At 40.3% G+C, this 11,541-nt stretch carries 14 protein-coding genes; 4 read left to right on the top strand and 10 right to left on the bottom strand.

Translation table 11 applies throughout. The features are described 5' to 3' along the window. Positions 1 to 410 precede the first annotated feature (410 nt). The 3 genes from rpsI to zapE form a co-directional block, all read right to left on the bottom strand. Positions 411 to 800, bottom strand: a complete 390-nt coding sequence (gene rpsI, locus AC3KVK_RS02075; protein ID WP_086744141.1) for a 30S ribosomal protein S9 — start codon at positions 798 to 800, stop codon at positions 411 to 413. An 11-nt stretch (positions 801 to 811) separates the two neighbouring features. Then, positions 812 to 1,240: a 50S ribosomal protein L13 gene (gene rplM, locus AC3KVK_RS02070; RefSeq protein ID WP_086744140.1), complete on the bottom strand. Its 429-nt coding sequence runs from the start codon at positions 1,238 to 1,240 to the stop codon at positions 812 to 814. Between the two features lie 223 nt (positions 1,241 to 1,463). Next, complete coding sequence (gene zapE, locus AC3KVK_RS02065) at positions 1,464 to 2,552, bottom strand: cell division protein ZapE (RefSeq protein WP_490311087.1); 1,089 nt, start codon at positions 2,550 to 2,552, stop codon at positions 1,464 to 1,466. A 112-nt stretch (positions 2,553 to 2,664) separates the two neighbouring features. Here zapE and AC3KVK_RS02060 point away from each other — a divergent pair, with 112 nt between their 5' ends. The 3 genes from AC3KVK_RS02060 to AC3KVK_RS02050 all read left to right on the top strand — a co-directional run bounded on the left by AC3KVK_RS02060 (position 2,665) and on the right by AC3KVK_RS02050 (position 5,716). Then, on the top strand, positions 2,665 to 3,114 hold the full coding sequence (locus tag AC3KVK_RS02060) for a ZapG family protein (RefSeq protein ID WP_490311088.1): 450 nt from the start codon (positions 2,665 to 2,667) through the stop codon (positions 3,112 to 3,114). A gap of 64 nt (positions 3,115 to 3,178) precedes the next feature. Further along, positions 3,179 to 4,531 carry a Do family serine endopeptidase gene (locus AC3KVK_RS02055; RefSeq protein WP_490311089.1) on the top strand — a complete coding sequence of 451 codons (1,353 nt, stop codon included), beginning with the start codon at positions 3,179 to 3,181 and terminating at the stop codon, positions 4,529 to 4,531. Positions 4,532 to 4,633: 102 nt separating this feature from the next. Continuing rightward, positions 4,634 to 5,716 carry a trypsin-like peptidase domain-containing protein gene (locus tag AC3KVK_RS02050; protein ID WP_490311090.1) on the top strand — a complete coding sequence of 361 codons (1,083 nt, stop codon included), beginning with the start codon at positions 4,634 to 4,636 and terminating at the stop codon, positions 5,714 to 5,716. Positions 5,717 to 5,780: 64 nt separating this feature from the next. On the opposite strand, the gene murA is transcribed toward AC3KVK_RS02050, so the two are convergent. Genes murA through mlaF form a run of 7 tightly spaced genes read right to left on the bottom strand, consistent with a single transcriptional unit; the run spans position 5,781 to position 10,395 of the window. Continuing rightward, positions 5,781 to 7,040 (bottom strand): UDP-N-acetylglucosamine 1-carboxyvinyltransferase, encoded by a 1,260-nt coding sequence (gene murA, locus AC3KVK_RS02045; protein WP_490311091.1) that lies wholly within the window; start codon positions 7,038 to 7,040, stop codon positions 5,781 to 5,783. Positions 7,041 to 7,055: 15 nt separating this feature from the next. After that, a complete protein-coding gene (locus tag AC3KVK_RS02040; protein ID WP_086744134.1) occupies positions 7,056 to 7,310 on the bottom strand; it encodes a BolA family protein in 255 nt (84 codons plus the stop codon). An 8-nt stretch (positions 7,311 to 7,318) separates the two neighbouring features. Continuing rightward, complete coding sequence (locus AC3KVK_RS02035; protein WP_490311092.1) at positions 7,319 to 7,612, bottom strand: STAS domain-containing protein; 294 nt, start codon at positions 7,610 to 7,612, stop codon at positions 7,319 to 7,321. Beyond that, on the bottom strand, positions 7,599 to 8,282 hold the full coding sequence (locus tag AC3KVK_RS02030) for an MlaC/ttg2D family ABC transporter substrate-binding protein (RefSeq protein ID WP_490311093.1): 684 nt from the start codon (positions 8,280 to 8,282) through the stop codon (positions 7,599 to 7,601). The genes AC3KVK_RS02035 and AC3KVK_RS02030 overlap by 14 nt, the downstream gene beginning before the upstream one ends. A 3-nt stretch (positions 8,283 to 8,285) precedes the next feature. Then, positions 8,286 to 8,798, bottom strand: coding sequence for an outer membrane lipid asymmetry maintenance protein MlaD (gene mlaD, locus AC3KVK_RS02025; protein ID WP_490311094.1), 513 nt, complete (start codon positions 8,796 to 8,798; stop codon positions 8,286 to 8,288). A 14-nt stretch (positions 8,799 to 8,812) separates the two neighbouring features. Then, positions 8,813 to 9,592 (bottom strand): lipid asymmetry maintenance ABC transporter permease subunit MlaE, encoded by a 780-nt coding sequence (mlaE, locus tag AC3KVK_RS02020; RefSeq protein ID WP_490311095.1) that lies wholly within the window; start codon positions 9,590 to 9,592, stop codon positions 8,813 to 8,815. Continuing rightward, the gene (mlaF, locus tag AC3KVK_RS02015; RefSeq protein ID WP_490311096.1) at positions 9,589 to 10,395 is read right to left on the bottom strand and encodes a phospholipid ABC transporter ATP-binding protein MlaF; all 807 of its coding nucleotides are present in this window, start codon (positions 10,393 to 10,395) and stop codon (positions 9,589 to 9,591) included. The genes mlaE and mlaF overlap by 4 nt, the downstream gene beginning before the upstream one ends. A gap of 173 nt (positions 10,396 to 10,568) precedes the next feature. Here mlaF and AC3KVK_RS02010 point away from each other — a divergent pair, with 173 nt between their 5' ends. Then, positions 10,569 to 11,537, top strand: coding sequence for a calcium/sodium antiporter (locus tag AC3KVK_RS02010; RefSeq protein ID WP_490311097.1), 969 nt, complete (start codon positions 10,569 to 10,571; stop codon positions 11,535 to 11,537). The last annotated feature ends 4 nt before the right edge of the window (positions 11,538 to 11,541 follow it).

Raw genomic sequence — 11,541 nt, 5'->3', positions numbered from 1 at the left:
TAAAGCTATATTTACGTTAGTTTTTAACTGACTTAAACTCGATTCGCTACAGACCTAACCCTGATCAACCCAATCGTATCCTGTTTCAGGCTGCGTTGTTCTGACCAAGATCAATTATCACTTACCCTTTTGAGCATTCTATAACCAAGAAAACATCCAAAAAAATTTTTGCATCACGGCTAACATGATCCCGTCAATTGTAGCAAAAATTAATCCGCTTTACTGACTGATTTATCTAAATAAATAATAATTTGTTGAACTTTTTTAATTCATCTAGCTGGTAAGACATAGAAAAATTAATATCCAGCGAAAAAAATACAAGCTAAGCACTTAATTGAATAGATATTTTTAGATAAAAACAAAAAACCCGACACAAGGTCGGGTTTTGGTATTCTTTGAAACGTAAAAAATTAACGTTTTGAGAACTGTGGACGCTTACGTGCTTTATGTAGACCCACTTTCTTACGCTCAACTTTACGAGCATCGCGAGTAACAAAACCAGCTTTACGTAGAGCTGGACGAAGAGACTCGTCAAACTCCATAAGTGCACGAGTGATACCGTGACGAATTGCGCCAGCTTGACCTGTGTTACCACCACCAGAAACAGTGATGTATAAGTCAAACTTTTCAATCATTTCAACTAGCTCTAACGGCTGACGAACAACCATGCGAGAAGTTTCGCGACCAAAGTATTCTTCAATAGAACGCTTATTGATTACGATGTTGCCAGTGCCTGGGCGTAAGAACACGCGAGCACTTGAACTTTTACGACGACCTGTACCGTAGTATTGATTTGCCATGAGTGTGCTCCTTAAATGTCTAGAACCTGAGGCTGCTGTGCAGCATGGTTATGCTCAGTACCAGCGTAAACTTTAAGTTTACGGTACATTGCACGGCCTAAAGGTCCGCGTGGCAACATGCCTTTAACTGCTTTTTCGATGATCATTTCAGGCTTGTGAGCTTGAAGCTTATCAAAAGTAGTTGACTTAAGGCCACCAGGAAAACCTGAGTGTGCATAGTACATTTTGTTTTTAGCTTTGTTACCTGTAACAGTAACTTTCTCAGCGTTGATAACGATGATGTAATCACCAGTATCTACATGCGGAGTATATTCAGCTTTATGCTTACCACGTAAGCGAGAAGCAATCTCAGTAGCGATACGACCTAAAGTTTTACCTTCAGCGTCAACTACGTACCAGTCACGTTTTACAGTTTCTGGCTTAGCAACAAACGTTTTCATTTATTAAAAATCCAATGTTTACAATTAAAACCACAGGCAGTATAAACTGCCGCTCTAAGTTGATGCTTGAACCCCTTCGAGTAAAAGACTTTGAGTCAAAATTAGTGGCTAAGCTAATTAAGACAATAGAACGCAACGTGGCAGAGGCGGGAGTATAGCAGCGCTTTTTGTAAAATGCATGTTTTTTCTACGCCAAATGCCAGATTAGCTTATTTTATTGGAACTAAGCTAAATGAGGTTGCGACAAATATTCCAGTGACTGCATTTCCTGTAGCCGACTTATGCAGCGTTTAAACTCAAAGCTGAGTAAACCCTCACTGTATAATTGTTCAATAGGCATCGCCGCAGAAATGATCAGAGTAACATTTCGCTCATAAAATTCGTCGACTAATGCAATAAAGCGTCTTGCGGCATCATCATTATTGTGCCCCATTTGTTTCACGTTTGAGAGTAATACGGTGTGATAAACACGGCTAATTTCCATATAATCGACTTGACTACGCGCTGTTTCACATAATTCACTAAACTCAAACATCACAATACCATCAGCTTCCATGCGAGTGTTTAACTTGCGTCCTTCGACTTCAATGATTTGACCTGCTTGGCCGTGTTCTGGTGATAGTTTTGCAAAATATTCAAATAAATTTTTGTCTGCTTGCTGATCTAAAGGGCTGTGGAATATTTCAGCTTGCTCTAAAGTGCGTAAACGATAGTCAATCCCTGAGTCAACATTCACCACTTCGGTATTGGCTAGCACTAATTCAATTGCAGGCAGAAATCGCGCACGTTGCAAACCGTTCCGATAGAGTTCACTCGGAATAATGTTCGATGTTGCGACTAACACTATATTACGTTTAAACAAGGCCTGCATCAGACCACCTAACAACATTGCATCAGTAATATCTTGAACAAAAAACTCATCAAAACAGATTATATCTACTTCAGATTTAAATTTATCTGCGATGGTTTCAAGGGGGTTAGCAACATTTTTTAACTGTGCTAACTCTTGGTGGACACGGTGCATAAAACGATGAAAGTGAACGCGCATTTTACGTTCACCGGGTAATGCATCGAAAAAAGTATCCACTAAATACGTTTTACCGCGCCCAACGCCACCCCAAAAATATAAGCCTTTAACTTTTTGAGTAACATTTTTCTTAAATAATTTAGCAAAAAAACCAGTCGTTTCTGGCTTGGATGTTGTAAGATCATCATAGAGACGCTGCAAATGGCGAACCGCGTTTTCTTGAGCGGCATCGTAGTGAAAATCGTCACGAGTTAGGTCTTGCTGATATTTTTGCCAAGGAGTCATATTAAATTACATTGAACAACCATTAATTTAGCCTGCTATCTTATCACGAGCAGGTTAAAAACGTACATTAATTCCAGTTAAATACAGGCCTATCCCCTATCAGGAGAATTTTATGACAACCGTGATTTGGTTAACATTAGTTTTATTCACAGCCATTGGCTGTTTTTTCCTCGGTTCGATATATACCAAACGTCAATACGAACATGATGAATTAGAAAAAGAAGTCGAAAAAGCCCAACATAATCTTGAGCAATATAAGCAAGATGTTGCCGATCATTTAGCAAGCACTAATAAACTCGTATCCAAAATGCGCGACAACTATGAACAACTCGTCAATCATGTTGAAGAAACCAATAAAATTCTTTTGACAGATAACCGTTCAGAATCAATGCCTTTTTTCTCAAAAGAAACCACTGAACATTTAAAAACATCTTTAAACTCATTAGAGAAAAATAAAACAAAGAAAGAGTCACTCTCAAGTCAACCTGTTGACTATGCTGACAGCAAATCAGGAATTTTTGCCGACAATCGTACAAATAAAAACCAAACAGAACAGGCTTGAGGAACTTTTTTTTGACCCCATAGTCAGTAAAGGTAACCAATTAATCTGGAGTATCTTTCTGACTATGAAAACAAAATTAACCATACTTAGTGCAATTATGCTTTCTTCAAGTCTGTTGATTGCACCCTCTTTCTCTTATGCAAAACTACCTGTAGCAGTGGATGGACAACAACTTCCAACACTGGCTCCTATGTTGGAAAAAGTCACCCCTGGCGTTGTCAGTATTCAAGTCTCTGGCGCAAAAGAAGTGCGTCGTCAAGTCGACCCATTCGAGTTTTTTTTCGGTAATCCACAACGACAGCAACGTAGCCAAAAACAACCATTTAGCGGACTAGGCTCCGGTGTAATTATCAATGCAGACGAAGGTTACGTTGTCACCAACAATCACGTCATTCAAGATGCTGAGAAAATCACAATTACACTCGAAGATGGTCGCGAATATGAGGCAAAACTGATTGGAACAGACAAAGAATCTGATATCGCTCTATTACAAGTTAAAGCTGAAGATTTAGTTGAGGTAAAATTAGCTAATTCAGATTTACTTCGCGTCGGGGACTTCTCAGTGGCCATCGGTAATCCTTTTGGGTTAAGTCACACTGTCACATCAGGCATTGTCAGCGCATTAGGCCGTAGCGGCTTGAATATCGAAGGGTTTGAAGACTTTATTCAAACCGATGCAGCAATCAACCAAGGTAATTCTGGGGGTGCATTAGTTAACTTAAATGGTGAACTGATTGGGATTAACACAGCCATTTTAGGCGCATCAGGCGGAAATGTAGGCATTGGGTTTGCTATTCCATCAAATATGATGAAAAACCTCGTAGACCAAATCATCGAGCATGGAGAGGTCCGTCGCGGCTCACTTGGTATTGAAGGCCGCACACTCGATGCCGGCATTGCAAAAGCGCAGGATATCGATCTAAAGCAAGGTGCGTATGTACTCAGAGTTGTGGAGGATTCCGCCGCATCTGAAGCGGGTATTAAAGCAGGTGATGTCATAGTTAGCATTGATAAAGCGGATATCCATAGCTTCCCTGAGCTTCGCAGCAAAATAGCAACAATTGGCGAAGGCAAAAAAGTTAAACTCGGTATCTACCGTGATGGAAAAATAAAAACGGTGAGTGTAACCCTTCGTGGCAATAGCCAAGCATCTGCATCAGCCGACAAAATGCACCCAATGCTGCAAGGGGCAATCCTAGAATCAAGTAGTGATGTACAAGGCGTTAAGGTAACGGAAATTGCCGAACGCTCACCTGCTGCTCGTGTGGGCTTAGAAGAAGGTGATGTTATTATGCAGGTAAACCGTAAACGTGTTAAAACAATCAACGAACTTGCACGTGCTGTTGATGATATTAACGGTAATATCGTCTTAGGCGTGAAAAGAGGGAGCGACTCTATTTTTGTGTTAATTCAATAGCATTCAGATTCAAAAAGATAAATATTAACAGCGGCACTTGCCGCTGTTTCTTTTTATATGCCATGATAGCCAATAATTTCTTATAAAAATAAACTGACAGTTGTGCTAACAAAAATTAAATTCCTTCTCGTCCCTATCTTTGCAGGTCTTGCGGCAGCATTTGTTGTATTACTCCTAGTGCCCTCTCTTCGCCCTGTCGAATGGCAATCCCAAATCACTATAAACGATTTCAATACCAGTCATTTAAGCTTCGCAACAGCGGTGAAACGCGCCTCTCCAGCTGTCGTTACGATTTATTCTGAAGGGTTCACAAACCAACCGCGCTATTTACGAAGACAAAATACCATTCAAGAACTTGGTTCGGGTGTCATCATGTCTGATAAAGGATATATCCTGACCAATTACCACGTCATCAATAATGCAGACCAAGTCATCGTTATTTTGACCGATGGACGACAATTTACAGATGTACAATTGATAGGGTATGACACTGTCACTGATTTAGCTTTATTAAAAATAGAAGCACAACACCTACCCGTCATTCCAACCGATGATAGCTTCACGCCACAAGTAGGAGATGTTGTTTTAGCTATTGGTAACCCTCTTAATCTTGGCCAAACCATTACTCAAGGAATAATTAGCGCAACTGGAAAACAAAATATTTCTCAAAGCGCCCATAATAACCTATTGCAAATGGATGCCGCGATTAATGTCGGTAACTCCGGTGGAGCGCTGGTAAACTCCAATGGTATCCTTGTCGGAATAAACTCCGCTCAATTTAAAGCGCAACGAAATATTGATATACAAGGGATCTTCTTTGCAGTGCCTTATTGGCTAGCAAAAGATGTGATGAATAAACTAATCAAACACGGGCAAGTAATTAGAGGTTATTTAGGTTTCAATGCTGAACCTGTGGACAACACAGGTAAGCGACTGAGTAACCAGCTGACCCCAATGTTTGGCATGCAACTCGTCTCTATCGATCCTCTTGGCCCTGCTTGGCAAGCTGGATTAGAAGAAAATGATATTGTTGTAAAAATAGATGGTAAAGCCGTAACGAACTTACAACAAACATTAGAGCAAATTGCCAATACACTCCCAGAGTCAGTCATTAATTTCGACATTTACCGAAATGGTGAACCACATAGCATCCCGGTGAAGGTTGGTAAATTGGAGCCTATTTAACTCTTTATTGAAAATCTGATTATGAAATAAAAAAACCGCCAAGGCGGTTTTTTTATTTCGGTATTTATGCTTTTTTTCGTAAAATATTGGCACCCAAAGCGCTGAGTTTATCCTCTATTCGCTGATACCCTCTATCAACATGATAAATTCGATCTACAACCGTTTCACCACTTGCGATAATCCCAGTCAATATCAGGCTCGCTGATGCCCTTAAATCTGTCGCCATAACTTGCGCTCCAGATAAACTTTGAGTTTCTCCGCAATAAGCTGTATTACCTTCTAAGCGAATATTCGCACCCATACGTTGTAACTCAGGAACATGCATAAAACGATTTTCAAAAATAGTTTCAGTGATTGTTGCCGTCCCTTTTGCGACGACGTTTAAAGCCGTAAACTGAGCTTGCATATCGGTAGGAAAACCTGGGTGCGGCATGGTTTTAATATTCACCGCTTTAAGGTCACGCTTGCGCATATCAAGATAAATAGAATTATCGTTAATCTCTAAGTACGCATTCGCCGCTTTTAACTTCTCCAGAACGGGCTCTAAACTCAGGTGATCTGTATTTAAGCACAACACTTCACCTTGGCTCATCGCAGCCGCAACTAAAAACGTGCCCGTTTCGATTCGATCAGGTAAAATTTTGTGTTCACACCCTACAAGTTGTTCAACACCTTCAATTTCAATACGATCAGAACCTGCGCCTTTGACTTTCGCCCCCATGTTATTAAGGTACAATGCTAAATCAACAATCTCAGGTTCACGAGCGGCGTTTTCTAAGATAGTTATCCCATCTGCTAAGGCTGCTGCCATCATTAAGTTTTCAGTGGCCCCTACACTGACCGTATCCATAAAAATCGGAGCGCCAACTAAACGCCCTGGGGATTTCGCATGAATATAACCATTTTCAACACTAATGGTCGCGCCCATTTTCTCAAGGCCTGTGATGTGTAAATCAACAGGTCGCGCACCAATTGCACACCCTCCAGGTAACGAAACTTTCGCCTCACCAAAGCGAGTAAGTAAAGGCCCTAACGCCAATACAGAAGCACGCATTTGCTTTACTAGCTCATAAGGAGCGACAATTTGGTCGACCGTGCCACCATCAATTACAAGCACATCTTGTTGCCACGAACAATCAGCTCCTAGCTGACTCAGTAAAGCTTCGGTAGTTTGAATGTCTCGTAACTTAGGTACATTTAGAAAAGTGCTTTTACTCGCTGCAAGCAACGACGCAAATAAGATAGGTAAAGCGGCATTTTTAGCGCCAGAAATAGTCACCTCACCTGCCAGTGAAGTGCCACCTTGAATTATAAATTGATCCATCGTGCTGCTCCTAATTTATAGGAACATTAATTTGCGTTCACGTTCCCACTCACTCGGAGTGAAAGCACGAATAGAGACAGCATGAATAGTCCCCGCGGCGATAGTTTCCATTAATGGCGCATACACTAATTGCTGCTTTTTAACTCGACTCACGCCTTCAAAACAATCACCAACCGCTATGACCTCATAATGGCTACCATTTGCTTTAACTCGGACATCGCTTAAAGATAAGGCGTCTTTTAAAATACTTTCGACTTGACTCGGTTCCATTAGGATATTCACTCAAATAATTGGCTAACCTGAACCAATTGCATTAACTTTTGCAATTGTTCGGGTACATGATGCAGCGATAAATTAATATTTTGCTGCCGTAATTCAGATAAGGTGTGAATTAACCAAGCTAAGCCCGCTGTGTCAACCCTAGAAATAGCCGATAAGTCAAAAATGATACAATTTGACGAAATATCTGGAAATTTTTCTAAAAAAGTATAATTGGCAACTGTTTCTGCGCTTAACTCTCCCGAAACAATAAACTCACCAGAGACTTTTAACTCGAGGTTAAGCTGGGTCATCACCAGATTTCCCTCTAAACTGAATAGGTAGTTTGCTTTTCTTATCGAGTAAGTCAATTACATAATCTAAGCCTTCAGTACGCAAAATACCGTGAAGCTCACTTTGTTTTGCATCTAATAAGCTAATACCTTCTGCAACCATATCAAAAGCACGCCATTCACCTTTACTATCCTTTTTTACTTTAAAAGCAATATTAATATCTGGCTTACCTGATTCGATAATCTTCGTTCTAACCATTGCGATCTTATCATCACCAATATTTTGAACAGGTTCAAACTCCACCTTTTGCTGATTGTACTGTGTAAAAACCCCAGCATATGTAGCGACTAAATAATTTTTGAATACTTCAATAAACTGACGTAACTTTGCAATTTCTTGCTTTTTTTCTTGTTCATCTTCGATATTTCGAATTTTTTGGATGTAGCTGCCAAGCACTTTGTAAGCTGCATAATTGTAATCGATATACGGTAATAACTCTTGCTCAACTACATCGCGCAAATGCTCTGCATCCGCTTTAATTTTTTGTTGATCAGCTGAAATACGATTAAAAGTATTTTCTGCGACTTGCTGAACCATAGTGTAGGGTTCATCCATTTTTACCGTTTTAGTTGTGCTCGCATTAGTCACACCACTAACAAAAACCAACGCTACAAGTAATTTTTTAAACATGGTTTATTCACCACCTTGATTGAAAAGGAATTGACCTATTAACTCTTCTAGTACCAATGCAGATTTAGTATCGGTAATGGTATCGCCATCTTTGAGTGTGCGAAGCTTCTCTTGACCAAACAAGTCACCGATATCATCGGCAAAGTCGCTATTTCCAGTAGCCAATACACCAGGGTTTAGCCCTAAATATTGCTCACCTAAAATTCCAGAAGTCAGAATATTCACCGACGTTGTTTCTGAAAACTGATTAAACTCACTGGCAATTTTCATATGAACAATTGGGGTATAATCTTTTGGATCGAGGTTGATTGCTTCGACTCTGCCAACAACCACACCACCCACCTTAATCGGTGAACGAACCTTTAAAGAACCTATATTATCGAACTTGGCATATAAACTATATGTTTCACCGCCACCGCTAATACCCGCATTAGCCACCTTTAACGCTAATAATAAAAGCGCTAAAATACCTAATGAAACAAAAAAACCAACTAAAACTTCTATTTTCCGTGACATAAAATTAGTTACCTTTAGCTGCTGAACATCACAGCAGTCAAAACAAAATCAAACCCCAATACAGCCAACGAAGACTGAACAACTGTTTCTGTGGTCGCCTTACTTATTCCTTCAGATGTCGGCACACAAAAATACCCTTTATAGAGCGCAATCCAAGTCACAACAAAAGCAAAGACTAAACTTTTGATTACGCCATTAAGCACATCCTTCTCAAAAGAGACTTGCGCTTGCATAACAGACCAGAAACTTCCAGAATCAATTCCCAACCAATCGACCCCCACGATATGCGCCCCGAGAATGGCCACAGCTGAAAAAATTAACGCAAGTAAAGGCATACTTATAATACCAGCCCAAAAACGCGGAGCTATGATACGCTTCAATGGGTCTATCGCCATCATTTCTAAGCTAGTCAGTTGCTCAGTCGCTTTCATTAACCCTATTTCAGCGGTCAGTGCACTGCCCGCCCGACCAGCAAACAATAAAGCTGTTACAACTGGCCCTAACTCTCTGAGCAAACTCAACGCAACTAACGGACCTAAACTATCTTCTGCACCATAATCAACTAATACAGTATAGCCTTGTAAAGCAAGTACCATTCCGATAAACAGACCCGAAACAACAATGATAATCAGTGACAAAAACCCAACCATATAAAGTTGCTTTATAAGTAATGGTGTCCCTTTTTTAACATTTGGTACACTGAATAATGCACCTATCAGCATCATCAAAGCCTGACCAATAGCAGCAAAACGATCGAGAGTTTGTCGGCCTAAACCTTGCCAGAAGTTAATCATGCTTGCTCTCCTGACAACAATTCACTGATAAATGGCTGAGCTTCAAAGTGAAATGGAACAGGACCATCACTGAGCCCTCCCAGAAATTGTTGTACCAATGCGGATTCATGATTACGCATTGCTTCAGGTGAGCCTTCACCTATCACTCCTTTGTCTGCCACAATTACAACATGGTCGGCAATACTCATGACCTCAGTCACATCGTGAGTCACCACCAACGAGGTGATACCTAACACTTCGTTGAGTGATTTAATCAATTTAACAAGCACCCCCATTGAAATTGGGTCTTGTCCGGCAAAAGGTTCATCATACATAATCAATTCAGGGTCGAGCGCAATAGCACGAGCCAAAGCGGCTCTTCTGGCCATACCACCAGATAATTCTGATGGCATCAGATCCTTGGCGCCGCGCAAACCCACAGCTTCTAACTTCATTAAAACAATGATACGTATTAATTCTTCACTTAAGTTGGTGTGCTCCCGAATAGGAAAGGCAATATTATCGAATACTGACATATCGGTGAATAGAGCACCGCTTTGAAAAAGCATGCTCATTTTTTTCCGAGCTTGATACAGCTCCTTACGGGACATTTTTGGAATACTCTGATTTTGAAACAGAATATCACCTGCATCCGGTTTAAGCTGGCCACCAATCAAACGAAGCATAGTTGTTTTACCGATTCCACTTGGGCCCATAATCGCAGTGATCTTGCCTTTAGGTACAGAAAAACTCATATTCTTATAAATCAAACGCTCGCCTCTAGAAAAGGATAACCCTTTGATTTCAACCAAGTTGTTTGACAAGCCATACTCCGAATCTGTTAAGTAGTAAGTTATTTTATGCTTTTTCGACTGCAAAAGGATAAATTAAAACGTAAAAATTTGTAATAAACCGCTGTGATACTAGTATTTTTTTATACATTTAGTACGGTCTTTGTTAGTATTCGCGATCAGAAATTTCTTATTTGGTTTTAATAATGTTGCTGTCTTTTGTCATTTTAGTGTGTGGTTTTGCAGCCCTTGTTTGGAGCGCTGACCGCTTTGTTTTTGGCGCTGCTGCACTAGCTAAAAATTTTGGTGTTCCTACTCTTATTGTTGGTTTAACAATTGTGGCGATGGGGTCGTCAGCGCCAGAAATGATGGTATCCGCCTCTGCTGCACTCGCAGGAAAAACAGATACGGCAGTCGGCAATGCTGTCGGATCGAATATTACAAACATTTTACTGGTTTTAGGTCTTACTGCGATACTCAAACCTTTAAACGTCTCATCTGGTATTCTCAAACGAGAAATGCCGATACTGATTTTAGTCTCTGTCGCAGCTTGGTATATTTTTTCTGACAATTATTTTTCAATGCTTGAAGGCTATTCGCTGTTAATCGCGTTCATTATTTTTATTGGCGGCTTGATTTTCATTTCTACCCGCCAAAGCGAGATTGACGATCCTCTTGTTGCTGAGGCATGTGAAGATGTCCCTCAAGATGTTAGTAATGTAACAGCTATTACTTGGTTAATTGTTGGGATTATCTTGTTACCTATTAGCTCTCATTTTTTAGTCGAATCAGCGGTTGATATTGCAAAATATTTTGGCTTAAGTGATTTAGTGATCGGCTTAACCATTATTGCGATTGGTACGAGTTTGCCTGAATTAGCCGCTTGTATTGCAGGTATTTTAAAGGGAGAAGATGATCTCGCTTTAGGTAATATCATTGGCTCAAACATTTTCAATATTTTAGCTGTACTATCATTGGCAGGTATTATTAACCCATCCGTTATAGACCCTGCAGCAGCCAATCGAGATGCCATAATTATGCTTTTGGCGACCTTTGCACTCGTGGCAATGAGCCTAAGCATCCGCGGTACTCGCCGCATTAATCGCGCAGAAGGCGGAATACTTGTGATCAGTTTTGCCGCTTATCAATACTTTATTTTCTCTCAAGTAGCATAAAGGT

The sequence above is a fragment of the Pseudoalteromonas sp. J2K-J979 genome, from assembly GCF_058169715.2.
This window is presented reverse-complemented; position numbering and strand designations above follow the sequence as displayed.